Here is a 24,086-nt window from a genome sequence, read left to right on the forward strand (position 1 = left end):
GCCTCGGTTGTGCGCCCAGCCTATCCCGGCCCGGCTCAGCCCTCGGCCTTGGCCGCCTTCTCCTCGGCATGCTGCTGGATCGCCGACATGATGGCGCCTCCAGCGGCGCCGATGAACCGCTCCCGGTTGGCGGCCACCCACTCCTTGGACTCCGCGGGTCGCACGGCCGAGCCCTGGAAGTGGGGCATGACGTGCTGGGCGATCAGCTCGTAGGACCGGTGGGTGGCCGCGGGGTCGGCCCACTCGTGGGCCTGCACCAGGAAGGTGCCGAAGCCGCCGTCGCTCTGCTCGATCAGGTGCTCGATGAACGCGATCAGGTCGTCCGGGGTGCCGACCACACCGGCCCCGCTGTCGTTCATCTGGTCGGCGAGGGAGTCTGGCGGGCCTTCGGGCACCATCGGCAATGCCGCCACCTTGCGGAAGTACTCGAAGTAGGCCTCGAGCCCGTACTCGACGTCGCGGTAGGCCTGCTCCCTGGTCTCCGCCACGTGCACCTGGCTCACGAGCCGCCAGGCCCGGCGATCAGCCACGTTGTCGAACTCCGCCGCCCGCTCCTCGCAGACCTGCCAGTGCTGCCCGAGCAGGTCGATGCCCGCGCGCTGGGTGGCGCCGATCGAGAGCAACGAGCACCCGAACTTGCCCGCGGCCCGCGGGCCCGAAGGGGAGATCATGGCCGCCACCGCCACCTCGGGATGGGGCTTGGTGTAGGGCTCGAGATGGAGCCGGGCGTTGTCGAGCGTGAACCACTCCCCGTCGTGGGTGACCGGCTCGTCGGAGCGTAGGAGACGGAGGATGACCTCCAGCGCTTCTTCCATCCGGGGTCGCTGCGTCGCGGGGTCGATGCCCAGCATGAAGGCATCGGAGGGCAGCGCCCCCGGGCCCACGCCGAGCATGACCCGGCCCCGGGTGAGGTGGTCGAGCAGCACGATGCGCTGGGCCACCATGAACGGGTGGTGGTAGGGGAGCGACACCACCCCCGTGCCCAGACGGATGTGCCTGGTGCGCTCCGCCGCGGTGGCGATGAACAGCTCCGGTGAGGCGATGAGCTCGTAGCCCCCGGAGTGGTGCTCGCCGATCCAGGCCTCGTCGAAGCCCAGCCGGTCCAGGTGCACGATCAGTTCGAGGTCGCGATGGAGAGCCAGGGTGGGGTTCTGACCCGTGGGATGGAACGGTGCCATGAACGTGCCGAAGCGCAGGGGCCAGTCCATGGAGGGCTATTCGACCCCAACTTGACCGATCGGTCAAGTAGTCCCGGCCCGGTCACGCCAACTGGCGGGCGATGGTGGCGTGGTCGAAGTAGTTCCGGAAGCAGGTGAGCGTGTCGCCGTCGAACAGGAAGAACGCGGCCGCCCGGAAGCGAAAGCCCTTGCCGGTGGGTTCGAAACCCTCGATCCGGCCGCGATGCGTGCCGGTGATCCAGGCCTCCGCGATGACCGCGTCGTCGGCGTGGTAGAGGGCGATCAGCTCGGCCCCGTAGTCGGGGAACGCGTTGCGGCGCTCCATCAGGTACCGGGTGCAGACCTCCAGGCCGTCGTAGACCCGGTTGTTGCCGATCAGCTCGTAGCGGGGGTGGGGGAACACGTCCGGGAGGCGGTCGAGATCCCCCGTCCGCTCGATCTCGAGCAGGGCCTCGATGATGGCCTCCCGTCGCCGGCGAAGCTGCGGGTCGGGCACGGTCAGTCGAGGAGATCGGGCTGCTCGCGTACGATCACGTCGTAGAGCGGCTGGAAGCTGAGCCAACCGGCCACGTGGCTGCCGACCTGGCGTGAGGTGAGCTCGGCCATCTCGGGCTCGATCGGTACCAGCGGGCCGGCCGCCTGCGCCAGGAGCTGGGCCTGGCAGCTGCGCTCCATCGTGATGAACCACCACACGGCTTCGTCCACCGACTGCCCGACCGTGAGCAGCCCGTGGTTGCGGAGGATGACGGCCTTGTGATCGCCCAGCGCGTGGGCGATGCGCTTGCCCTCCTCGAGGTCGAGGACCACGCCCGTGTAGTCGTCGAACAGCGCGTGGTCGCCGTGGAAGGCGCACACGTCCTGGGTGATGGGCTGGAGGAGCTGGCCGAGGGCGGAGAACGCCTTGCCGTGCACGGAGTGGGCGTGCGCGGCAGCCATCACGTCCGGCCGGGCGGCGTGCACCTGGGAGTGGATCGCGAACGCGGCCTTGTTGATGTCCCAGTCACCTTCGACGATCTCGCCCTCGGCGTTGCACAGGATCAGGTCGCTCACCCGGATGTGCTGGAAGGGCATGGCGAACGGGTTGACCCAGAAGTGATCGGTGAGCTCGGGATCGCGGGCGGTGATGTGGCCGGCGACGCCTTCGCTGAAGCCGAACTTGCCGAACAGACGGAAACCTGCCGCCAGCCGTTGCTTGATGTGCAGCCGCTGCGCCTCGACCGAGTCGAAGCTCGGCATGGCGTAGGGGATGGACTTGCCCACGTGGTGCCTCCTGCGGTCCCTGCAATCGCGAAGCGACGCGCCCCCGACGGCACCGAGTCTACGACGGCACCGATCGCTCGGCCCGATCGGTGCGCGGCGGCCCGGAGGCGGCCGGCGGTTGACGCCGAGACCCGGATCGTGGTTTGGTGCCCGGCGACAACCGAGACCACATCGGAGTCGGGGAAGCCGGTCGAAGTCCGGCGCTGACCCGCAACCGTAGGTCGAGCGGAGGCTCCGCTCGGCGAGCCGGAATGCCGGCTCCGTTGTGAGGCTCTCACCGAAGCACCGTCGTGGATTTGCGGGGCTGAGCCTGAGACAGCACTCAGCGCCCCTGCCCGATTTCGAGCAGGGGCGTTGCGCGTGAGGTTCCCGGCCGCGACGAGCTGGCACCGCCGAGGCGGGGCCAGAGGAAGGAGGAACCCACGTGAGATGGAGCAGCACAGGGATGCGGCGGCTGGCGACGGCACTGGTCGCGCTCGCCGTGGTCACCGCGGGGCTCGCACCCGCCGGGGCCACACCGCCGTCGAACGATCCGGCGACCGCGGCCGGATACGGCGCCCGCTGGCTCGCCGGGCAGGTCTCCGCGGCGGGTGCCTTGCCGGACTTCAACGGCGATCCTGCGGTGGGCCCGACCGTCGGGGGCGCGCTGGCCCTCGCCGCGGCGGGGGTCGAGGGTGAGACGTTCGGGCGGATGCTCGCCTTCATCGAGTCCGACGCGGAGTCCTACGTCAACCCGTCCGGCAACGACAGTCCGGGCGCGATCGGCTACCTCTTGCTGCTCAGCGCCGCGGCGGGGGAGGACCCCAGCTCGTTCGGCGGCATCGACCTGATCAGCCGACTCGGTGCGACGTTGGGCACCTTCGCACCGGGCCTGTACGGCGCGGACGACCCCACCTTCGACGGCACGGTGCGCCAGGCGCTGGCCCTGCTCGGCCTGGCGGCCCATGGCGTCACCCCACCACCGGAGGCCGTGGACTGGTTGGTCGACCAGCAGTGCGGGGCCGGCTCGCCGGCCGGCACGGTGGGTGCCTGGCAGGCCTACCGGGCCGACACCAGCCAGCCCTGTGACGCGCCGAACCCGGTCACCTTCGCCGGACCCGACAGCAACTCCACCGCCTTCGCGCTGCAGGCGCTGGCGGCCTTGGGGGTCGACCCGTCCGAGGACGGGCTCGGCCTGCTCGCGTCCTGGCAGCAGCCTGACGGGGGCTTCGAGTTCCTGCCGGGTCTGGGTGTCGATCCGAACTCGACCGCGCTGGTGATCCAGGCGATCGTCGCCGGTGGGGAGGACCCCGCCGCTGGGCGGTGGGTGCAGCCGGGTGGCTCCGCGATGACGTCGTTGCTGTCCTGGCAGCTCGGCTGCGACCGCCCCGAGGCCGAGTGGGGCGGCTTCGCCAGCCCGTTCAGTGACGGTGCGCCTGATCTGCTGGCGACCACCCAGGCCGTTTGGGGGGCCTCTGGCCAGGCGTTCCCGCTGGAGCTGCGCGGGGCCTTCGCCCCGGCGCCCGATCCCTGCGGGGTGCCGCCAGTCCCTGATCCACCGGCCCCGACCACGACCGCCGGGACGGGGAGTCCGAGCGTGCCGGTGGCCGCGCCCCGGTACACGGGATAGCCGCCCATCGACCAGCCGGGGTGGTCCGCCACCGCAGCCACCCCCTGCCCTAGATTTAGTCACATGACGAAAGTCGAGCGGAAGGCGGCAGCGGCGGCGGCGCTCCGGTGCCGGTGGTGCGGACGACCGGTGGCCAGATCCGGCCGTGGGCGGCCCCGGCTGTACTGCCGGCAGGGCTGCCGCCAACAGGCGTACCTGGCTCGCAAGCTCGCCAGCGCCCACGGGCTGGGTGTCGGCGACGTGATCGTCGACCGGGACAGCCTCGAGGAGATCCAGAGCCTGCTGTACTGCCTGCAGGCCGCGATCGAGGACGTCGATCGGGATCTCGCGGCATCGGATCGCTGCGCCGACGTGCGGGACGCACTCCGCTGGCTCCTCGACAACGCCCGGCCCCTGGCCGGGGTGTGGATCGAGCCCCGGACCGCCGACCCCTCATCTCTGACTTGACGTAACGAGGATTATCGGCGGCTCGTGACACCCTGCCGGAACCGCAAGGTGCCGGAGGGGCGGGGTCTGGCACCGGCGACGAGCGAGGGCTGGTGGCCCCCGAACGGTTCGTGCACGGCGGTCAGGTCGGAGGCTCGCCGGCCACCGAGAGCTCGCCGGCGAGGTGGCCGGTGTCGTTGAAGCGGCGCAGCACCCAGCGGTCGCCCACGGCCACCAGGTGGCTGATCGAGCCGTTGTCGCTGCCCGCGAAGGCGAACGGGCGGCTGCCGGTGGCCGAAGCCAGCGCGCAACCGATCACGCCGCCGTGGGCCACGACCACCACCCGACCGTCCGGGTGGGCGCGGGCGATGCGATCGAGCGCGGGCATCACGCGGGCCCGGAGCTGGTCGTTGGTCTCCGCACCGGGAATGAGACCCCACTCCTCGGCGTCCATGGCGGCGACGAATCGGGGATCACGCCTGGCTGCCATGAACCGGAGCATGCCTCCCTCCCACTCGCCGAGGTAGACCTCGCGCAGGTCGGGCTCCACCAGCGGCCTGACCCCGAGACGCTCGGCGAGGGGCTGCGCGGTCTCGACCGTTCGGCGCAGCGTGGTCACGTAGATCGCGTCGACCCGCTCGCCCGCGAGCCGCATGCCGAGCTGCTCGGCCTGCCAGCGGCCCTCTGGAGACAGCGGCGGGTCGCCGTGGCCTCCCACGAGTGGGAAAGGCTGGCCCTCACGGGCGGGTGCCGACTCGCCGTGGCGGACCAGCAGCACCTCGGTCGACCCGGGCGGCGGACGGAAGCGGAACTGACGGTGTTCGACCGGTCGGGTCTGGCGCGTGATCACGGGCTGGGCAGGCTAGGCCATTCGCCCGGCCGCGCGGCGGGCCGGTACCGTGTCAGGCCTATGCCACGCCGCATCGAGGTCGAGCTCACCAGCTCCCGCGACGACGGGACCTGGACCTGGCGCGCGGCTGGCGCGAAGCAGCCGAAGGGCGAGCTGGACGGCTCCCTGCTGTACCCCGGCGCCAAGGTGGGCGACGTGGTGCGCGCCGACGCCGAGTTCTATGTCGACGGCATCACCGTCACGGCCGTGCTGCCGCCCAAGGAGAAGAGCCGCAAGGAGCCCGAACGCATCGAGCTCATCGGTCCCCCCCGCCGTGACGAGGCGCTCGTGACCACCCGGCTGGCCCGCAAGGGACCTCGGAGCGAGCGCGAGCGCGGTCCCCGGCCGGGTCGCGACCACGAGCGTGGTGCCGAGCGGCGGGAACGCCGGCCCCGCCCCGAGCGGCCCGCCCCCGAGCCCCGGCCGAAGGCCCCCAGGCTGCGACCCAAGCGCGCCCATCGTCAGGCCGTGCTGGCGTCGCTGCCCGACGAGCACAAGCCCATCGCCGAGCAGGTGTTGCGCGGTGGCATCCCCGCCGTGCGCCAAGCGGTCGACAAGCAGAACGAGCTCAACCGGGCCGAAGGGAAGCCGGAGATCAACGCCGAGCCCCTGGTGGCGATCGCGGAGTCGTTGCTCCCCCGGTTGCGGGCCGCTGAATGGCGCGACCGGGCCGAAGCCGCGCTCGCCGCGGCAGGAGAGGTCGACCTCCGAGACCTGCGCTCGGTGGTCGTCGCTGCGGAGCAGGCGGCCCGCGACGACGAGGCCCGCGCGCTCGCCGAGCAGCTCCGAGCGGCGCTGAGCGAGCGGGTCGAGGCCGAGCAGGCCGCGTGGCTCGCGGAGCTCGACGAACTCCTCCGCGACGGGCGCGTCGTGCGGGCGCTGCGTCTCAGCTCCCGCCCACCCAAGGCCGGGGCCCTCCTGCCGCCGGATCTCGCCGAGCGGCTCGCGTACGCCGCGTCGGGCGCCTTGACGGCGGAGACCGGCCAGGACCGCTTCGCCACGATCCTCGACGCCCTGGCGTACGCGCCGGTGCGTACGCAGGTCACGGCGCAGAGCCTGCCTGCCAAGCCCAGCGAGGAGTTGCTCGGCGCGGTCAACCGGCTGGCCGGGCGCCTCCCCCAGATCGCGGCCCAGTTCGGGGTCGAGCCCTCCACCGTCCCGCCGCGAGCGAAGCCCGCCCGCCCGCCGGCCCCACCGCCGGGCGAGCACCCCAGGCCCTGACCCAGCGCCGCTCAGCAACCAGCAGCGAAGATCGGCACCTCGGCCGGGCTGGCGAGTACCACGTCACCAGCCTCGGGCACCGCTCGGGGGTTCCAACCCGCCAGCCCGAACGGCACGCCGAGCTCGCGGGCCAGGGCCCGGTCGTGCGAGGTGTCGCCGACGAACACGACATCTCCGGCCGTGACCCCCAGGGCGACCAGGACCGGGGTGAGGCGCTTCGGGCCGTCGAACGCATCGGCGAAGAGCGCGACATCCGGCGACCACCCCAGGCGGCGCAGCTCCGCTCGCCCGGGTCGAGGGTGCTTGTTCGAACACACGGCCCAGCGGTCGAGCGAGACCAGCATCTCCTCCACCCCGGGGAACGGCGCCGCGGCAGCGACGTCGTAGCGCTCGAGGTACGCCTCGACCGCGATCCCCAGCCGCGCACACTCGTCGGCCAGGACGTGGCCGAACGTGACCTCCCCCGCCGGCACACCGAGCGCAAGAAACGGCGCCATGAGGGCGGCGTCGGAGTCGAGGAGCGTGCCGTCCAGGTCGAAGATGGGGACCCGGCTCACCGGAAGGTCACGTCTCGCGCGGCGCCAGCACGGAGGAGCGGCTCGCCCTACCCCGGTACTCGCCGCTGCCGAACTCCTCGTCCCACTGTGCCCCGCAGGAGCGGCACACGCACGTGTCGAGCCGGAGTGAGCCGAGGTACAGCCGCTCAACCTCGTAGTCGCCGCAGAACGGGCACCGTAGGCGCCCGCTGGATCCGTCGTCGTCGTCCATGGGTCTGCCGACAGGCTAGCCAACCGTGCCCGCCGGAGGTCGGAACCCCGGCGCAAGCGACCGGCCGGCAGTGGCCGAGGTGGCCTCGTGGGCGACCTGCCCCTCACCGGTTCGAACCGCTCGGCCGCCACCGCCTAGGGTGCTCGCCCATGGTGGACTACGAGGTGCGTGGACGGGTCGGGGTGTTGACGATCAATCGGCCCGACAAGAAGAACGCGGTCAACGGCGACGTCGCCCGGGGCATGGAAGCGGCGATCGACCGACTCGAAGAGGATCCTGAGGTGTGGGTGGGCGTGCTGCAGGGTTCGGGCAGCGTGTTCTGCGCCGGTGCGGATCTGAAGGCGATCAACGAGGGCCGGGCCGGGGAGCTGCAGACCGAGCGAGGAGGCTTCGCCGGCATCGTCGCCCGGGCGCGTACCAAGCCGATCATCGCTGCGGTCGATGGTCCCGCCCTGGCCGGCGGGACCGAGATCGTCCTGGCCTGTGACCTCGTCGTGGCGTCGACCGCGGCGAGCTTCGGCATCCCGGAGGTGAAGCGCTCGCTGGTGGCGGCCGCAGGCGGGCTGTTCCGGCTCCCCCGCCTCCTCCCCCGCAACATCGCGCTGGAGCTGGGCCTCACCGGTGATCCGATCAGCGCCGAGCGGGCCGCCCACTTCGGTCTGGTGAACGAGCTGTGCGAGCCGGGTGGCGCCCTCGACGCCGCGATGGGGCTCGCGGAGCGGATCACCAAGAACGCTCCGCTCGCCGTGCGGGAGACCCGGCGGCTCATGCTGGAGCTGGCGGGCGCGGACGACGAGACGGCGTTCCGCGAGTCGGGCGCGGCGATGGTCAACCTCGCCAGCACCGAAGACTTCTGGGAGGGGCCGAAGGCGTTCCTCGAAAAGCGCGAGCCCGAGTGGAAGGGTCGCTGACCGGACCCGTCAGGTGAACGCATCGAGCACACCGTGCTCGTGCAGGAACTCCGCCAGACCGTCCACCAGGTTCAGCTCGAGGATCCGTTCCAGCGGGACCCAGGCTGCCTCGGCGGCGTCGTCGCCGGCAACCGGTGCCCGATCGTCGAGAACGGTCACCTCGAAGTCCGCGATGACGAAGTGGTGGTCGTCGTCGATGCGCTCCACCCAGCCGACCAGCGAGCCGCAGACGCACTCGAGGCCGGTCTCCTCGCGGACCTCGCGGACCACCGCCTCGGCCAGCAGCTCGCCTCGCTCGACCCGACCACCCGGCACCGACCATTCCCCCGCAGCGGGGCCGTGCCCCCGGCGCACGAGCAGCACCGAGCCGTCGAGCACCGCCACTGCGCCCACACACAGGACCGGGCCATCCACTCGTTCAACCATCCTCGGGGGCGAGCGAGCGGTGCACGACGATGGCCCGGGCCGTCAGACCGAAGCGCTCGAAGAAGTTCTTCGCCGCCCGGTTTCCCGGCAGGACCATGGCATCCAAGCCCGAGCAACCTCGTTCGGTGGCCCATTCGAGGAGTCGGTCCATGAGGGCCTCCCCCACGCCGACCCCCCGCGCGTCGGGCTCGACGTACACGTCGTCGACCACGCCGAGGAGGCGCCCGTCGCGCAGCCGCTCGGTGTGGGCCACCGCATAGCCGACGGTCGTCCCGTCGATCATCCCCACGAGCACCTCGTGGTCGGCATCGGCCAGCGCGGCAGCCAGCTGGTCGTCCACCGGCTCCGCACGGGCCACCCGGGAGGCCCACAGGTCCCCACCCCGCTGGGGTCGCAGCTCGGCGACCGCCTGCCGCACCAGGGCCGCGATGGTCCCGATGTCGGTGGCGTCCGCCGGCCGGGCCTCCTCCAACCCTCCTCCTAGCCGGACTGCAGCTGGGCGATCTTGTTCAAGATCGTCTGCCGGCCCCGGGTCGCTGACTCGTAGGTGCGGACCGCTTCCAGCTCCTCGGCGGTGAGACCCTCGAGGCGCGGAACGACCTGCGAGGCGGAGAGGCTGTCGTAGTCGGGGATGGCGAGCGTCTCGGCGGGAAACGGTGGCTGCGGCCGGCCAGCCGGAGCTGGGGCACCGGTCGGCCCGGTCGGCTCCCCCGCTGCTCGGCGCTCACCGTTCGGTCCAGCCGGGGCGGCCGGCACGGTGGTGGCGCTGTCCGGTGGTGGCGGCGAGGGCTCCGGCGGGAGCAGGCCGAGGCCGCGGAGCAAGCTCATGGCGGGAGCACCGGCCGGGCCCAGCAGACCCTCCGCCGCCTCACTCCCCTTGCGGATCGCGTACTTGCCGATCACCCGCGCCAGCACGATCTGGTTGCGGCCGCGATCGACGAACCGGGGAAGCAAGGATCGAGCCTCCAGGCCGAAGCCGAGAGGCGCGTAGACGCAGTACTCCAGCGCGGTCTCGACGGGTGATCTGGCGTGCTCGCGGTCGCTCACGGGTTCCGATGATGGCTCAGGGCGGCCACCCCGGCCTACTTGCGAGCCTTCGCGTACTGCCGCTCGAGGACCTCGATGGCCGGGCACACGCTCTCGCCGACGGGGCACTCAAGGTGATCGGGAGGGCCGAACTGGCCCGGGTGGACCAGCAGGAAGCAACCGGTGCAGGTGAACTCGTTCGCCTTCTTGGGTTGGACCCCGTCAACGGACTCGCCCGTGGCCCGCGGCTCTTGCTCTTCGAGGTCCTCGTCCTCGTCTTCGTCCTCGCTGGCGGCGATCCGGTCCTTGAGGATGGTGTCGAGGTCGGCTTCGACATCGTCCGGGTCGAGCTCCTCCTCGTCGTCCTCTTCCTCGTCGCGCTTCTTGCGGGCTCTGGGGGGCTCTTCGACGACGGCGACGTCGGTGTCCTCATCGTCGAGGACGAGCTCTTCCTCTTCGAGCTCCTCGTCCGCGAGGACGCTCTCGTCGAGATCCTCCGCGTCGAGGTCCTCGACGTCCATGGTGTCGTCGAGGTCGTCCAGGTCGCCGTCGATCAGGTCGTCGTCAGCCATGGCTTCCTTCGTCGTCGGGGGCTGATTCTGTCCACACGCGGGGCGGACTATACGTCCTACGAGCGGGAGCTGCGCCCCTCACGAGCAGGTCATTCCCCGCGGCGGGCCCGGGCGGCTCAGGCACGGTTGCGGCGAGCCTCGGCCCGACGCTCCGCGTCCAGTCGCTCCAGTTCCGGCTCCGCTGCGTGGTCGACGAAGGACATGGCCTCCGCGATCGCCCGGTGGCCCGCCTCCTCAGCGAGCAGGCGATGCATCTCCTGGGCCACCAGGCGGTAGGCGGGGTGGCCCTGCGGGGTGGAACGCAACTCGATCAGGTGCATCGCCTCCCGGGCGTTGATCTGCATGGTGAACCGGACGTTGTAGGCGAGCGAGACCGCGTAGGACGCCTCGGCCGGGAACCGCTCCGCCAAGGCGTCGTAGAGGGCGGCACTGCGGGCCATGGCCGCATCGAAGGCGTCGGCCGCTCCGGCGAGGTCGACGGCCTGCGGCCGGGCGTATCCGTGACGGGGGGTGAGCTGTTGCCACTCGATGGTGAGCATCCGGTGACGCTGCAGGTCCCGGAACGCGCCGTAGTCGGCGAGGATCTCGAAGCGGTAGCTCGGCCGCTCGAAGGCCCTGCCCGGCTTGTGGCGACGATTCCCGCGATGACCGGTGTAGGTGCGGATGACCGCCACCCGCTCCTCCACGGACATCTCCCGTACCCGGCGCTCGATCTGCCGTTCCGGCAGGCGGGTGTAGGGCGAGAGCATGGCGGTGACCAGCTTGACCTCGGCATCGGGGTCGTGGTCGACGAGCTGCACCGCGGGCACGTGCTCCGGTGCGACCTCGGCGGGGAAGAGCCGCTGCGCGAGCTCCTCCATCCGGTTCCTGGTGGTCTCCAGGTAGCGGCTCCACGCCACCCCCCGGTCGTCGAGGTCGACACGCTTGAGGAACGACGGGATGACCTTGCGCAGTTCGGTCAGCATGAGATCGGCGTAGTCCCGGGCCTCCGGCAGCGCGTGGGCTCGCATGCGCAGCAGCAACATCTCGTAGGCCTGCCCGGTGCCGTAGATCCCCACGTTCGACAGCGACGCGGCTGGCAGGATGCCGCGCAGGGCATCGAAGGCTTTGGCCCGGACCGCCTGCCGGTAGATGAAGTCGGAGTCGCCGTCCTGCTTGGGGAACTGCTCACGGAAGAAGTCCTGGAGCTGCGGCACCAACTCTGCGTAGGTGTCGAAGAGCCGGTCCATGTCGCCCACGTACCGGGTGCCCAGCGAGGACATCAGGATCTCGGGGGGCCGGTAGAAGCGGTAGCGACCGCCGATGCGAACGTCGTAGGCGATGTAGCGGGTGGACTGCTCGAGGTAGGACATCAGCCGGCCCCACTCGAGCACCTTGGTGAGCAGGTTGGAGGCCTGCTCGCAGGCCAGGTGGACGCCGCCGAGCTGGGCCACCGAGTCGTCGCCGTACTCGAAGAACACCCGGTCGTACAGCTCTTCGGCCCGTCGCAGCCCGACGGTGGCATCGATGCTCGCATCGCCGCTGATGTCGAGCTCGTTGACGAACTCGTCGAGGAAGAGCCGGCGCAAGCTCTTCGGTGAGCGCGAGTAACGGGCGAAGAGCGCCCCCTTCACCACCTCCGGCAGGTTGACCAAGGCGAAGACCGGACCGTCGAGGTTCGTGAAGTACCGCCGGAGGATGTCCGCCTCCTCAGGGGTGAACTCCTCGGCGACGTAGACAGTCACGGTCGGGCAGCGTAGGGCATGGCAGCTGGCCCCCGCGCACCCCCGGGAGCAGCTCAGCGGCCCGGCCCGGAGGCCGGATCGACCCCGCCACCCGCCTCGGCGAAGGCGTCCCGCACCGCCTGGAGGGCCTCGGGGAGCAGCCACAGGTCGGCCACGGTCATGGCCATGGCCTTGGCGGCGTCGAGCACCGCCCGGTCCGCCCCTTCGCTCGCCGTGTACTCCGCGAACTCCGGGGTGTGGATCCCCACGTGGGGCGGTGCCACGGCGATCATGGGGTGAATGCTCGGCACCAGATGGCTGACGTTGCCCATGTCGGTGCTACCCACCACCCGGAGGTCGAACTCGTCGGGGTCGCGCAGGTGCCGGCCCAGCCGCTCGGCGTTGGCCGCGTAGAGATCCAGCAGGGGCTCGTTGTCCACCATGTCGGCGTAGGGCGGGTCCTTCCACTCGGCCTCCATCCGGCACCCGGCGGCGTCGGCACCGGCCTGGAGGCACGCGTGGACCCGCTCGGCCAGCGCGTGGAGTCGCTTCATCGTGGCGGCGCGTACGTACCACTGTGCGGCGGTGTGAGCCGGAACGATGTTGGGCTTGTCGCCGGCCTCGGTGAAGATCCCGTGGACCCGCTCCTCGGGCCTGATGTGCTGGCGCAACGCCGCTACGTTCATGTAGCCGAGCACGGCCGCGTCCAGGGCGTTGCGCCCCTTGTGGGGGAACGCCGCCGCGTGGGCGGCTTCACCGTGGTACTCCACCCAGAGCTGCTGGATGGCGATGACGTCCATCCGCCGCAGATCGGCGCCGGCGGGATGCACCATCATCGCCGCGTCGACCCCGTCGAGCGCCCCGCGACGGGCCATGCGGACCTTGCCCCCTCCCCCCTCCTCGGCTGGGGTCCCGAGGACCGCCACCCGCCCGCCCAGCTCTCCCGCCATCGCCGCGACGGCCAGGCCGGCACCGAGGCCGGCGGCGGCGATGACGTTGTGCCCGCATGCGTGGCCGATGCCGGGCAGCGCGTCGTACTCGCACAGCACCGCGACCGTGGGGCCAGCCGAGCCGGCTCGGGCAGCGAACGCCGTGTCCAGCCCGTAGGCGTGGCACTCGGTGTCGAGACCCTCGGCGGCCAGGATGCCGGTGAGCAGGTCATGGGCGAAGCGCTCACGGAAGGCGAGCTCAGGGTTCGCGTGGATCTGCCGGGCGACGTCGACGAGGAGGTCGGCCCGCTCGTCGACCTCTTGGCAGAGACGATCCTTGACCGCGTCGAGGTCGGTCGGGGGCATGGAACCGAAGGCTAGCGCTCGCCCGCCTGACGCCCGGTCACACGACGACGATCAACGCGTCGGGCTCGACCCGGACCGCGACCCGCGCGGCCCGCCCCACCTTCTGCCCGTCCAGCCACACGTCCAGCGGTGGTGACAGCTCATCACTCCATGCCGGTGCCCGAAGGGTCCGGATGCCGGGATGCGGGAGGTGGGCGCCGGTGCGAACGCGGCGGCGGGCTTTCAGGCGGTCACCGAGCGAGAGGTCCGCATCGGAGATGTCCAGCAGCCCGTCGTTCGGGTGGGCGCGGGGCCCGAGGTCCCAGTCGCCGAGCCATTCGGCGTTCATGGCGACCACGATCCGCCCGAGCCACCACGACCGGCGAGCGACCAGATGGGCGACGAACCAGTGCAGCCTCCCGTCCACCAGCGCGGCGCCGAGATCGACCGGGAACGACATGGCCTCGCTGGACCTCAGCCGGGCGGCGTCGCCGGTGCCGCCGAGCGTCCGGCACAGGTCACCACCGAGCAGGCCGAGCGGCGGCACCGGTTCGTCGCGGCGGCGATGAGCCTCCACCACCGCTCGGGCTTCGGCGTCGGAGTGGACGACCACCCCGTGGGGGGGCAGCGGCTCGGCCCTCCCCCAGGTGACGCCCCGCTCGACCGTCACCCCACCGGCTCCGTCGGCACCTGATCGGCGGTCTCGGGGGACTCGATGGCGGAGGAGGCGGCGACCACCCCCCGGAACAGCGCGTCCGAGGCCAGCCGTGCTGCGACCGCGGTCTGCGGTTCGGAGGCGGCCTCCCCGATCTGCCGCAGCAGGTCGAGGAGCTGCTTCACGTTGCGCACGAAGTCGCCAGCGGCGATCCCCTCCTCGGCCAGCACATCGTCGAGTCCCTCGCCTGCGGCCCACGCGTGGGCGAGCGCCAGGAACCCCGGGTCGGGACCGCGGGTCTGGCTCAGCCCGAGCCGCCGCTCGTCCGCGTTGAGCTCGGCGGTGATCTGGCCGATCTGCTCGACCCGGTGCCGGACCGTGGCGCTGGGGAACCACGGCTCGAGCGGCGGCCCGCCGGCACGGTGCTCGTAGGTGAAGCAGGAGACCACACCCGCCAGGGAGGCGGGATCGAGCCCGTCGAGCAGGCCGGCTTCCAGGCTCTCGGCCACCAGCAGGTCCGACTCGTGGAAGATGCGCACCAGGCGCTCGCCCCGCCGAGTGAGGGACCAGCCCTCGAGGTACCCCCAGGCCTCGAGGAGCTGGCAGACCCGATCGAACTGCCGGGCGAGGGATTCGGTGTGGCTGCGGATCTGGCGTTCGAGGTCATCGACCTCCCGCTCGGCTCGAGCCAGCTGCCGGGCGGCGCGCAGGTGGCGATCGCGCTCCGGGCAGTGCCCGACCGGATGCTCCGCGCTGGTGGTTGTCGCGATGACCCCACCGGCGGCACCGGTTTCCGTCGGAGCCGGTGGCCGGCTGACCGCGACCTGCTGGAGGGCCTGGATCACCGCCCGCTGGAAGCTGGCGCTCTGGGGGGCGAAGGGCTGCGGCAGCGGGACCTCGCCGATCCGGGCCGGAGGATGACGAAAGTCGGCTGCGCCGAGGTTGAGCACCCGGCGCTGCGGGGTGATGACCCGCAGCCGCACCGCACCGGCCTTGCGGTGGGAGACCGACAGGACCGCGGCCTTCCCGGCGGACTTGCCGCCGTGCAACCAGATCACGTCGCCGGGCTTGAGGCGGCTGAGGGCCTCACGGACCTCGGCCTCACCGACCGAGCCCCGGGCCCGGCCTGCCGAGCGCTCGGCATCGACCAGGGCGCGGTACTCCCCCACGTCGCCCAGCTCGCAGGTCGCTGCGGCGCGCAGCTCGTCGAGGTGGGCCTTGCGCGCCGCCAGCCTCGTCTCCAGCCGGACCACGGCCCGGTCGGCTTGGAACTGGGCGAAGGAGAGGTTCAGCAACCGGTGCGCCCGATCGGCCGGGTAGCGGCGCACGAGGTTGGCCGCCATGTTGTAGGTGGGGCGGAACGCCGAGCTCAGCCGGAAGCTGCGACTCGCGGCCAGCGCAGCGACGTCGGCGAACGGGACGAACGGCGACCACAGCGCGATGGCCGTGCCGTGATCGTCGATGCCCCGTCGCCCCGCCCTCCCGGTGAGCTGCGTGTACTGGGCAGGCGTGAGGAACTCGTGGCGCTCGCCGGTGAACTTGGTCAGCTTCTCGATCACGACCGAGCGCGCCGGCATGTTGATGCCGAGCGAAAGCGTCTCGGTGGCGAACACGACCTTCACCAGACCTTCCACGAAGCAGGCCTCGACCGCCTCCTTGAACGGCGGGACCATGCCGGCGTGGTGAGCCGCGAACCCTGCCTCGAGCCCGGCCAGCCAGCGCCGGTGGTCCAGCACCTCCAGGTCCGCGTCGCTCAGGGAGGCGACGTGGCGCTCGGCGAGATGCCGGATGCGGGCCCGCTCGTCGCCGTCGGTGAGCCGATGCCCCGAGCGCAGGCAGGCCGTGACGGCGTCGTCGCAGGCGGCTCGGCTGAAGATGAAGTAGATGGCCGGGAGGAGGTCATGCTCATCCAGGAACGCCACCAGCTCGGAGCGGGTCGGGGTGGCGTAGCGCCGGCGGTTGCGAGATCGCCAGGCTTGGCGGGGATCGACGTCGTAGCGGCTGCCCTGCCGGTTCGGCTTGCCGCCGGTCAGGGTGGGGATGACCACCAGCTCGTCGCGCAGCCGATCCTCGACCGCGAAGAGGTTCTCGAGCGCGACCGGCCGGCGCTCTTCGATCACCGTCGCGGTCGGACCCCGCACGGTCGTGATCCAACTCGTGAGTTCCTCAGCGTTGGACACCGTGGCCGACAGGCAGACGAGCCGGACCTCGGGGGGCAGGTGGACGATCACCTCCTCCCACACCGGGCCACGGTACGCGTCCTGCAGGTAGTGCACCTCGTCGAGCACGACGAAGCGCAGACCGACCAAGGCACCCGAGCGGGCGTAGATCATGTTGCGGAGCACCTCGGTGGTCATGACCACGATCGGCGCGTCCCCGTTGATCGTGTTGTCGCCGGTGAGCAGCCCGACCTGCCCGGCCCCGTGGCGCCGGACCAGGTCGTGGAACTTCTGGTTCGACAGCGCCTTGATCGGGGTGGTGTAGAAGGCCTTCCTGCCGGACCGTAGAGCCAGCTCCACCGCGTGTTCGGCAACGACGGTCTTGCCGGAGCCGGTCGGTGCGGCGACGAGGACCGACTCGCCCCGCTCCAGCGCCGTCATGGCCTCGATCTGGAATCGGTCGAGGTCGAAGTCGTAGCCGCGCTCGGGCATCGGATCGAGGCTACGGCGCGGCCGCGCCGGCCACCTGGCTCTGCTTCCGTCCCTTCCGCCAGTGGAACAGGGCACCGATCCCGATCGAGCCGAAGTACAGCAGGACCATGGGGGTGACGAGAGCCATCATGGTGATCGGATCGCCGCTCGGGGTGATCACCGCGGCGACGATGGCGATGATCACGATCGCCATCCGCCAGAACCGCAGGAGCTGGCCGGGCTTGAGCACGCCGATCATCTGGAGGGCCACCAGCAGCACGGGCGCTTCGAACCCGGCACCGAAGGCGAGCATCATGTAGGTGGTCAGGGTGAGGTACTTCTCCTGGGTGAAGATCTCGCCGACGTTGTCGCCGCCGAGGCCGAGCAGGAACTCGAGCGCGGGGGTGAGCGACCAGTACGCGAGGGCGGCGCCGAAGGCGAAGAGCAGCAAGGAGCTGGCCACGAAGGGGATCGCGTACCGCTTCTCGTGGGGGTACAGCGCGGGGGTGACGAAGCGCCAGAGCTGCCACAGGATCACCGGCATGGCGAAGGCGATGCCGATGTAGGCCGACACCTGCAGCCGGACGGTGAACAGCTCGATCGGGTCGGTGACGAACAGCTGGGCGTCCGGCTTGATCTGTCGGTAGGGGCCGAGCAGCAGCGAGAGCACCGTCGGGTAGAGGATCCACCCCATCACCCCGCCCACCGCCACCGCGAGGATCGACTTGATGAGACGCGACCGGAGCTCCGCCAGGTGCTCCCAGATCGTCATCCGGCCGCTCTCGTCAGCCACCTCGCGCGGCACGGCGCTCATGATCGAAGCTCCCCGCTACGCGGCGCTCGAGTCGCTCGTGGGCGACTCTCCGGCACCGGAAGCCCCAGGCTCCACCCTCGGCGAGGGAGGCTCGACCAGACGGGGACCGGTCGCCCTGCCCGCAGGTCTGATCACCGGGTCGTCTTCCAGCTCCATCGCCTGGCGCATCTCCTGCTGGAAGCCGTGCGAGATCCGCCGCAGCTCACCCATGACCCGCGCCGCCTTACGCGTGTACTCGGGGAGCTTGTCCGGCCCGAGCACGATCAGGGCGAGCAGGAGGATGACGAGTACCTCGCCACCTCCGACGTTGAACATGCCACAAGTCTACCGGGCGGTGATCCGGCGAAGGGAGTCGTCCACGTGGTCGGCCCGCCGGCGACCCTGCTGTGCCGCCCGGGCGATCTGGCGCCCACGTGCCGATGCCTGGCGCAAGGTGAGCAGGCTCCGCTCCAGCTGCCGGACCTCACGGTCGATGGCATGTGCCAGACGCAACGCCACCACCGCGGTCAGGGCCAGGGCCGCCGCAGGCAGGAGCCACCACAGAGCCACGGCGCCAGCCTAGGGTCCTGCTCGTCTCCGAGTACCGCGGCCCCGGGACGATCAACGCTCGTCGAGCGCCCCGAGTGCCTGCCACAGGCGATCGTCGTCCTGGAGGAGGTGGTGGAAGTCGATGAGGTCGTCGTGGGTGATGGGCTGGCCCGTGCCGCGAGGCTCGGCCAACTCCAGCGGTGGCTCCCAGGTCTCGTAGGAGACCCCCGAGGCGACGAGCAGATCGATGGTCCGAGCCTCGGCCGGCTTGACGACCGTCATGGCGCACACAGGGCAGCGGAACAGGTAGGTGCCCTGATTGTCGGCGGTGCACACCCGAACGTGCACGTCGCCCGTCGTCAACTCGACGTCGCCGCACTCGCTGCAACTGGCCCGAATCGTTGCCATCTCCGAAGCCCCTCCTCTCACGCTCACCCGAGGCATCGGCAGTCGTTCTCCGGGGCTTGAGTCCGCGAGGGTGGGCCGTTCGGCCCATTTCAGGCGGTCACCACCCAGGGTGGGTGGCTGGCGTGGGGCCGACCACCAGGCGAGGATGGCCCCGTGCCGACCAGGCTCCCATCGCTGGGCCGAACCCCGATCGGCTTCGCCCACCGTGGAGCTCGCGCGCACGCGCCGGACAACACGCTCGAGGCGTTCCGGCTCGCGCTCCGTCTGGGCGCGGCGGGCCTCGAGAGCGACGTGTGGATCACCGCCGACGGCCACCCGGTGCTCGACCACGACGGCGTGGTGGGTCGGCTGCGGCGTACCCGCATCCGGGACGTGGCCCGCCACGACCTGCCGAGCCACATCCCGACGCTGCGGGAGCTCTACGAGGAGTGCGGCGACGGCTTCGAGCTCTCCCTCGACGTGATGGATCCGGCTGCGGTGCCCCAGGTGCTGGCCATCGCCCGATCGGTGAGCCGAGACGCCGAGGAGCGGCTGTGGCTGTGTCATCACGACTGGACCGTGGTGGCGAGCTGGCGGGAGCTGTCCCCCGCCGTGAAGCTGGTGGACTCGACCCGCATGCGCCACATGAAGGACGGGCCTGAGCGCCGGGCCGCGGCGTTGAGGGCCGCGACCATCGACGCCGTGAACCTGCACCACACCGACTGGACCGGCGGTTCCGTGACGTTGTTCCACCGCTTCGGGATCCATGCCTTCGCCTGGGACTGCCAGCAGGAGCGGGTGCTGGGCGAGATGCTCGACGCTGGGATCGACGCCGTCTACAGCGATCACGTCGACCGCATGGTGGCGGCGCTGGCGCGCGCTGCTTGAGGTCAGAGGGATCCGAAGCGGTTCAACGGCCAGATGCGGAAGAACGCACGGCCGAGCACGTCGCGCTCCGGGATCGGGCCGAACCAGCGGCTGTCGCGCGACGAGCTGCGGTTGTCACCCATGACCCACAGCGAGCCCTCGGGAACGACGCAGGGCTTGTCCTCGGTGCACTTGTCGGTGGGGCCGTTCTCGGTCTTCGTGCCGCTCGGCAGGTAGGGCTCGGAGAGCAGCTGGCCGTTGATGTAGACGTGACCGTCGCGGATGACGATCCGGTCGCCGGGCAAGCCGATCACGCGCTTGATGAGGTCCTCGATGTCCTCGCCGGTCTGATCGAGCGGCGGTCGCTCGAAGACCACGATGTCGCCGCGATGGACGTCGTGGAGCCGGTAGCTCAGCTTGTTGACCAGCACCCGGTCGCCGATCTCCAAGGTGGGCACCATCGACTCGGACGGGATGTAGAACGCTTGGAACAGGAAGGTCTTGATGACCAGCGCGAGAGCCACCGCGCCGACGATGACGACCACCCACTCGATGAACGAGCGGGCACTCGACGGGCGTCGCTCGGTCACGAGCACATCCTGGGTGGGGAACTCGAAGTTCGGCGTCTGGTCCGGCGAGGGTGGCGCCGGCTCGGGGCTGTCTGTGTTCGTCACCGGCGTTCTCGGGTACGAGTGATGGGAGGTGGGCCGAGGCTACCCGACGTGCGGGCGACCCAGCGCGCGCTCAGGTGGTCACGTAGCGTGCCAGCACGCGCGTCGCCGCGTCGGCCCCGGCGGTGGCGAGATCGGCGGGCGCGCTCACCACCGTCGCGTCGGGGCCCAGGCGCAGCACCAGCCGCTCGAACCACGCCCGGGCGGTGACCGCCAGGGTCACCCGGACCCGGCCACGCTCGAGTTCGGTGACCCCCTCGGTGGGGTACTCGTCGATGACCCAACGAGCCGCCGGAGCGAGTTCGATCGTGACCCGGGGTGCGTCCGGGTCGGGGCGGAACGACGGTGCCAGCTCGCCTGGCGGGGGCTGCTCCACCGGCTCGGGGAGCAGCCGTGCACCGTCGATGCGATCGACGCGGAAGGTCCGGCGGGCCTCCGAGCGGTGGCAGTACGCCTCCAGGTACCACTCCCCACCGCGGGCGAACAGCCGCCACGGCTCCACCACCCGCCGCTGGTGCTCGTCCCGCCCGTAGGAGTAGTAGCGGAGCTCGACCCGGCGTTGGTGGGCGATCCCCTCCCGGAGGAGATCCATCGTGGTCTCCTCGGCGTCGCCGAGATCGATGTCGACCGCTGACGGATCGACACCGAGGACCTCGGCGATCTTCGCCACCCCGCGGGCCAGGGCTCCACCGGGATCGGCGCCGGGGACCGACTCGAGGCTCCGCCCGGTCACCACCAGCGCGAGTGCCTGGTCCGGGGTGAGACGGAGGGGTCGCTTGAACCAGTCAGCCAGGTAGATGTGGAGGCGATCGTCCGCGTCGATCTCCCAGTCGATGAGCTCGTGGGGGGTGAAGGGGTACACGCCCACCATCCACAGCATGTCGAGCTCCTTCGTGAGCTCCGCTCTCGTCAGGCTGAAGCGCTGGCAGACCTGCTCGACGGGCGCGCCGCCCGGTTGCGCGACGACCCAGGGGATGAGCGCGAGGAGCCGGCGAAGCCGCGAGGTGGCCGAGATCCGGCTCACCGCCGGCACCCTGCGAGCTGTTCGAGCCAGCGGATCATCTCGGCTCGACACTCCGGCGGCCCGAGAACGGTGGCGTGATCGAGGAAGGTGAGCGCGAAGGATCGGAACGCCGGCCAGTTGCGCACCGGAACCCTGAAGACGGCGCTGCCGTCCGGCCGCTGGTCGGCCGCCACCTCCGCACCGAGGTACCGGCGGGCCCATCCGGCCTGCTCCGCGTCGACGAGCAGTTCGACGTCGACCGGATCTGCGTCCCCGTACTCCCAGGGGCGGCCGAGCTCGTCGTCGGGGACGGCAACGCGCTCGAACGATCCCGGCGCACCGGCGACCACCGTGCCGACGATGCGGTCGAGCCGGAACCGGCGCTCCTCGTCGTGACCGTGGTCGCGACCCACCACGTACCAGCGTCCGAGCTGGAAGTCGAGGCGGTGGGGGTCGATCGTGCGCTCCCGCTCCTGCTCACCGCTGCGGTAGGTGAACGTGACCGGCCGGCACTCGACCACCGCGCCGAACAGTGGGACGAGCGCCGGCTCACTCGGCACCTCCGCCAGCTGCTCGCCGCCTTCGCCGACCTGCCCCCCGAGTTTCCAGAGAGCCTCGACGCCCTCCACCCCTTCGATCCGCACGGCGGACAGCGCCAGGTTGAGTGCCGCCAGCTCGTCGGGGTCCAACCCGGGGTCCGGTAGGCGGTACTCGCCGGGGTGGATGCGGTACCCGTCGGCGGGCGGATCACGGAACGGGATGGGCTCGACCGAGATGGGCATCCCCATGTCTCGGAGTGCCTCCTTGTCCCGCTCGAACGCCCGGTGGAACGCGTCGTCGCCCTCCGGGTAGCCCGGCACACGCTCGCGCAACTCCTCGGCACTGAGCGGTCGAGTGGTGTGCAGCAAGGTCGCTGTCAGGTTCAGGAGCCGCTCGACCTTGTTCATCGCGGGCGATCCTACCGAGACCACTCCGAGACCTCGGGAAGCCGCTCGGGCTCAGAGCGAGGCGATCAGCTTCTCGACCCGCTCGTCACGGGCCTTGAACGGGTCCTTGCAGAGCACCGTCCGCTGGGCCTGGTCGTTGAGCTTCAGGTGGACCCAGTCGACGGTGTAGTCCCGTTTGCGCTCCTTCGCTCGGCGGATGAACTCGCCCCGCAGGCGGGCGCGGGTGGTCTGCGGTGGGGTCTCCACCGCGGTGTTGATCTCCTCGTCGGTACAGATCCGATCGACCAGGTCGCGCTGTTGCATCTTGTAGAACAGCCCCCGTTCCCGGTTGACGTCGTGGTACTGGAGGTCGAGCAGCGCCACGCGCGGGTGGTTGAGCGGCAGGTCGTGCTTGTCGCGATAGGACTCGACGAGCTTGTGCTTGATGACCCAGTCGACCTCGCGGTCGAGACCGAGCGGGTCCTTCTCGAGTTGTGTGAGGCAGTGCTCCCACATGCCGAGGGCCTTGAGCTCCCACGCGCTGAGGTCGCGACGCTCGGCGAACTTCAGGGCGCGCGCCAGGTACTCACCCTGGATGTCGAGGGCGCTCGCCTCCCGCCCGTTCGCGAGACGGACCCGGCGACGGCAGGTGATGTCGTGGCTGATCTCACGGATGGCGCGGATGGGGTTCTCGAGGGTCATATCCCGCAGGACGATCGACGGTTCCTCCAGCATCCGCAGCATGATGGAGCACGCTCCCACCTTGAGGAACGTGGCGTACTCACTCATGTTCGAGTCGCCCACGATGACATGGAGCCGCCGGTACCGCTCGGCATCCGCGTGCGGCTCGTCGCGGGTGTTGATGATTGGCCGGGAGCGGGTGGTCGCGCTCGACACGCCCTCCCAGATGTGCTCGGCCCGCTGGCTGATGCAGAACATCGCCCCCCGAGCGGTCTGGAGGACTTTGCCCGCCCCGGCGTAGATCTGCCGGCTCACGAGGAACGGGATGAGCACCTCAGCGTAGTGGCTGAAGTCGTCACGCCGGCTGGTCAGGTAGTTCTCGTGGCAGCCGTAGCTGTTGCCGGCAGAGTCGGTGTTGTTCTTGAAGAGGTAGATCACTCCCCGGATCCCCTCCTCGCGCAGCCGCTGCTCGGCGCTCGCCAGCAGCTGCTCGAGGATCCGCTCCCCCGCCTTGTCGTGCACCACCAGGTCGTAGATCGAATCGCACTCGGGGGTGGCGTACTCGGGATGGGAGCCAACATCGAGGTACAGGCGGGCACCGTTGGCGAGGAACACGTTGCTCGACCGGCCCCACGACACCACCCGCCGGAAGAGGTAGCGGGCCACCTCGTCGGGGCTCAGCCGTCGTTGCCCGCGCAGCGTGCAGGTGACGCCGTACTCGTTCTCGAGCCCGAAGATGCGCCGCTCCATCGCCCTCACGGTACCGGCCACCGGGAGGATCCCGGGGACCACCAGCGTGCAGCGCTCCGACGGTTCAGCCCCGTCTCGTGAGCACGGCCCGGGCCTGGCGTGCCATCTCGAGGTCCTCCCGGGCCGCGAGCACCGCCACCGCGACGGTCGAGTCCTCCGGGCTCACCACGGTGTCGGCTTCAGCCTCGTCGAGTACCTCCGGGAGGCCGAGGAAGCCGAGCCGCGCGCAGGCCGCCGCACGGATCCCGGCCGCGTTCTCCCCCACCCCCCCCCCGGTGAACACCAACGCGTCGAACCGGGTCAGGGAGGCACGCATGGCCGCGATGCCCTTCACCAGGCGGTGGACGTAGACGTCGACCGCCGACACGGCCTGGCGGTCACCGGAGCGGGCACGGGTGAGGATCACCCCGAGATCCGGTGTGCCGGCCAGAGCCAGCAGCCCACTGCGGTGGTTGAGAGCGTCGTCGACCTCGTCGGCGGAGAGCCCCGCCCGCTGCTGCATCCGCAGCACCGCCGCAGGATCGACGTCGCCGGAGCGGGTGGCCATCACCAGTCCTTCGAGCGGTGTGAGACCCATGGTGGTGTCGACGGATCGTCCACCCTCGATCGCCGCCAGTGACGCGCCGGCCCCCAGGTGGCAGGTGATCACCCCGACCTGCTCCGGCGGCCTGCCGAGCAGCTCTGCCACCCGCCGGGCCGCGTGGGCGTGGCTCAGGCCGTGGAAGCCGTAGCGGCGGATGCCGAACTGCTCTCGCCACGACGCGGGGATGGCGTAGGTAGCCGCCGCCGAGGACATCGAGGCGTGGAACGCGGTGCCGAAGCAGGCGACGGCCGGTGCGCCTGGCCGGAGTGTCGCCAGGTGGCGGATGAGCTCGACCGCTGGGGGGGGTTGTGCAGCGGCGCCAGCGCCG

At 71.0% G+C, this 24,086-nt stretch carries 28 protein-coding genes and 1 riboswitch; of the genes, 5 read left to right on the plus strand and 23 right to left on the minus strand.

Features of this window, described 5'->3' with window-relative positions; genetic code table 11:
• Window positions 1-35: 35 nt before the first annotated feature.
• From HZF19_RS09615 to HZF19_RS09625, 3 genes are read right to left on the minus strand one after another with little or no spacing between them, the layout of a single operon-like run.
• Complete coding sequence (locus HZF19_RS09615; protein WP_208028556.1) at window positions 36-1,208, minus strand: LLM class flavin-dependent oxidoreductase; 1,173 nt, start codon at window positions 1,206-1,208, stop codon at window positions 36-38.
• A 52-nt stretch (window positions 1,209-1,260) separates the two neighbouring features.
• Window positions 1,261-1,674: an ester cyclase gene (locus HZF19_RS09620; RefSeq protein ID WP_208028557.1), complete on the minus strand. Its 414-nt coding sequence runs from the start codon at window positions 1,672-1,674 to the stop codon at window positions 1,261-1,263.
• 2 nt (window positions 1,675-1,676) lie between these two features.
• Window positions 1,677-2,414, minus strand: a complete 738-nt coding sequence (locus HZF19_RS09625) for a class II aldolase/adducin family protein (protein WP_208028650.1) — start codon at window positions 2,412-2,414, stop codon at window positions 1,677-1,679.
• Window positions 2,415-2,560: 146 nt separating this feature from the next.
• Window positions 2,561-2,715: riboswitch (cobalamin riboswitch) on the plus strand.
• Between the two features lie 147 nt (window positions 2,716-2,862).
• Here HZF19_RS09625 and HZF19_RS09630 point away from each other — a divergent pair.
• Together HZF19_RS09630 and HZF19_RS09635 are read left to right on the plus strand one after the other, a co-directional pair.
• Entirely contained in the window at window positions 2,863-4,047 is a 1,185-nt protein-coding gene (locus tag HZF19_RS09630) for a hypothetical protein (protein WP_208028558.1), read from the plus strand.
• Window positions 4,048-4,110: 63 nt separating this feature from the next.
• Window positions 4,111-4,494 (plus strand): hypothetical protein, encoded by a 384-nt coding sequence (locus tag HZF19_RS09635; protein ID WP_208028559.1) that lies wholly within the window; start codon window positions 4,111-4,113, stop codon window positions 4,492-4,494.
• 121 nt (window positions 4,495-4,615) lie between these two features.
• Here the strand turns inward: HZF19_RS09635 and HZF19_RS09640 are convergent, their stop codons facing one another.
• Window positions 4,616-5,320, minus strand: coding sequence for a histidine phosphatase family protein (locus tag HZF19_RS09640; RefSeq protein ID WP_372443451.1), 705 nt, complete (start codon window positions 5,318-5,320; stop codon window positions 4,616-4,618).
• Window positions 5,321-5,383: 63 nt separating this feature from the next.
• Here HZF19_RS09640 and HZF19_RS09645 point away from each other — a divergent pair, with 63 nt between their 5' ends.
• Complete coding sequence (locus HZF19_RS09645) at window positions 5,384-6,583, plus strand: hypothetical protein (protein ID WP_208028561.1); 1,200 nt, start codon at window positions 5,384-5,386, stop codon at window positions 6,581-6,583.
• Window positions 6,584-6,594: 11 nt separating this feature from the next.
• On the opposite strand, the gene HZF19_RS09650 is transcribed toward HZF19_RS09645, so the two are convergent.
• Both HZF19_RS09650 and HZF19_RS09655 read right to left on the minus strand, forming a co-directional pair.
• Window positions 6,595-7,140: an HAD family hydrolase gene (locus tag HZF19_RS09650; RefSeq protein ID WP_208028562.1), complete on the minus strand. Its 546-nt coding sequence runs from the start codon at window positions 7,138-7,140 to the stop codon at window positions 6,595-6,597.
• A gap of 7 nt (window positions 7,141-7,147) precedes the next feature.
• Window positions 7,148-7,351, minus strand: a complete 204-nt coding sequence (locus tag HZF19_RS09655) for a hypothetical protein (protein WP_208028563.1) — start codon at window positions 7,349-7,351, stop codon at window positions 7,148-7,150.
• A gap of 149 nt (window positions 7,352-7,500) precedes the next feature.
• On the opposite strand from HZF19_RS09655, the gene HZF19_RS09660 reads away from it, so the two are divergent.
• Window positions 7,501-8,262 (plus strand): crotonase/enoyl-CoA hydratase family protein, encoded by a 762-nt coding sequence (locus HZF19_RS09660; RefSeq protein WP_208028564.1) that lies wholly within the window; start codon window positions 7,501-7,503, stop codon window positions 8,260-8,262.
• Window positions 8,263-8,271: 9 nt separating this feature from the next.
• Here HZF19_RS09660 and HZF19_RS09665 read toward each other — a convergent pair whose 3' ends face one another.
• From HZF19_RS09665 to HZF19_RS09720, 12 genes are all read right to left on the minus strand, one after another.
• Window positions 8,272-8,676, minus strand: coding sequence for an NUDIX hydrolase (locus tag HZF19_RS09665; RefSeq protein ID WP_208028565.1), 405 nt, complete (start codon window positions 8,674-8,676; stop codon window positions 8,272-8,274).
• A gap of 4 nt (window positions 8,677-8,680) precedes the next feature.
• A complete protein-coding gene (locus HZF19_RS09670) occupies window positions 8,681-9,160 on the minus strand; it encodes a GNAT family N-acetyltransferase (RefSeq protein WP_208028566.1) in 480 nt (159 codons plus the stop codon).
• A gap of 8 nt (window positions 9,161-9,168) precedes the next feature.
• A complete protein-coding gene (locus tag HZF19_RS09675; RefSeq protein WP_208028567.1) occupies window positions 9,169-9,735 on the minus strand; it encodes a hypothetical protein in 567 nt (188 codons plus the stop codon).
• Between the two features lie 35 nt (window positions 9,736-9,770).
• Window positions 9,771-10,286 (minus strand): DUF4193 family protein, encoded by a 516-nt coding sequence (locus tag HZF19_RS09680; RefSeq protein ID WP_208028568.1) that lies wholly within the window; start codon window positions 10,284-10,286, stop codon window positions 9,771-9,773.
• 116 nt (window positions 10,287-10,402) lie between these two features.
• Window positions 10,403-12,010, minus strand: coding sequence for an FAD-dependent thymidylate synthase (locus tag HZF19_RS09685; RefSeq protein ID WP_208028569.1), 1,608 nt, complete (start codon window positions 12,008-12,010; stop codon window positions 10,403-10,405).
• Between the two features lie 53 nt (window positions 12,011-12,063).
• On the minus strand, window positions 12,064-13,284 hold the full coding sequence (locus HZF19_RS09690; protein ID WP_208028570.1) for a M20 family metallopeptidase: 1,221 nt from the start codon (window positions 13,282-13,284) through the stop codon (window positions 12,064-12,066).
• A 37-nt stretch (window positions 13,285-13,321) separates the two neighbouring features.
• On the minus strand, window positions 13,322-13,933 hold the full coding sequence (locus HZF19_RS16350; RefSeq protein WP_208028571.1) for a diacylglycerol kinase family protein: 612 nt from the start codon (window positions 13,931-13,933) through the stop codon (window positions 13,322-13,324).
• Window positions 13,930-16,569 (minus strand): DEAD/DEAH box helicase, encoded by a 2,640-nt coding sequence (locus tag HZF19_RS09700; protein ID WP_208028572.1) that lies wholly within the window; start codon window positions 16,567-16,569, stop codon window positions 13,930-13,932. Before HZF19_RS09700 ends, HZF19_RS16350 begins: the two co-directional genes overlap by 4 nt.
• A gap of 10 nt (window positions 16,570-16,579) precedes the next feature.
• On the minus strand, window positions 16,580-17,362 hold the full coding sequence (gene tatC, locus HZF19_RS09705) for a twin-arginine translocase subunit TatC (protein WP_208028573.1): 783 nt from the start codon (window positions 17,360-17,362) through the stop codon (window positions 16,580-16,582).
• A gap of 15 nt (window positions 17,363-17,377) precedes the next feature.
• On the minus strand, window positions 17,378-17,677 hold the full coding sequence (locus HZF19_RS09710; RefSeq protein ID WP_208028574.1) for a twin-arginine translocase TatA/TatE family subunit: 300 nt from the start codon (window positions 17,675-17,677) through the stop codon (window positions 17,378-17,380).
• 9 nt (window positions 17,678-17,686) lie between these two features.
• Complete coding sequence (locus HZF19_RS09715) at window positions 17,687-17,911, minus strand: hypothetical protein (protein ID WP_208028575.1); 225 nt, start codon at window positions 17,909-17,911, stop codon at window positions 17,687-17,689.
• 51 nt (window positions 17,912-17,962) lie between these two features.
• Entirely contained in the window at window positions 17,963-18,298 is a 336-nt protein-coding gene (locus tag HZF19_RS09720; RefSeq protein ID WP_208028576.1) for a hypothetical protein, read from the minus strand.
• A 153-nt stretch (window positions 18,299-18,451) separates the two neighbouring features.
• Here HZF19_RS09720 and HZF19_RS09725 point away from each other — a divergent pair, with 153 nt between their 5' ends.
• On the plus strand, window positions 18,452-19,165 hold the full coding sequence (locus tag HZF19_RS09725) for a glycerophosphodiester phosphodiesterase (protein WP_208028577.1): 714 nt from the start codon (window positions 18,452-18,454) through the stop codon (window positions 19,163-19,165).
• Window positions 19,166-19,167: 2 nt separating this feature from the next.
• Here HZF19_RS09725 and lepB read toward each other — a convergent pair whose 3' ends face one another.
• The 5 genes from lepB to HZF19_RS09750 form a co-directional block, all read right to left on the minus strand.
• On the minus strand, window positions 19,168-19,818 hold the full coding sequence (lepB, locus tag HZF19_RS09730) for a signal peptidase I (RefSeq protein WP_208028578.1): 651 nt from the start codon (window positions 19,816-19,818) through the stop codon (window positions 19,168-19,170).
• 70 nt (window positions 19,819-19,888) lie between these two features.
• Window positions 19,889-20,839 carry a helix-turn-helix transcriptional regulator gene (locus HZF19_RS09735; RefSeq protein WP_208028579.1) on the minus strand — a complete coding sequence of 317 codons (951 nt, stop codon included), beginning with the start codon at window positions 20,837-20,839 and terminating at the stop codon, window positions 19,889-19,891.
• Window positions 20,836-21,765 (minus strand): helix-turn-helix transcriptional regulator, encoded by a 930-nt coding sequence (locus tag HZF19_RS09740; protein WP_208028580.1) that lies wholly within the window; start codon window positions 21,763-21,765, stop codon window positions 20,836-20,838. Before HZF19_RS09740 ends, HZF19_RS09735 begins: the two co-directional genes overlap by 4 nt.
• A gap of 51 nt (window positions 21,766-21,816) precedes the next feature.
• On the minus strand, window positions 21,817-23,175 hold the full coding sequence (gene pafA, locus HZF19_RS09745; protein ID WP_208028581.1) for a Pup--protein ligase: 1,359 nt from the start codon (window positions 23,173-23,175) through the stop codon (window positions 21,817-21,819).
• A gap of 64 nt (window positions 23,176-23,239) precedes the next feature.
• A complete protein-coding gene (locus tag HZF19_RS09750) occupies window positions 23,240-24,043 on the minus strand; it encodes an acetate/propionate family kinase (RefSeq protein WP_372443452.1) in 804 nt (267 codons plus the stop codon).
• Window positions 24,044-24,086: the final 43 nt, after the last annotated feature.

The sequence above is a fragment of the Rhabdothermincola sediminis genome, assembly GCF_014805525.1.
Lineage (GTDB): Bacteria > Actinomycetota > Acidimicrobiia > Acidimicrobiales > Acidimicrobilacustridaceae > Rhabdothermincola > Rhabdothermincola sediminis.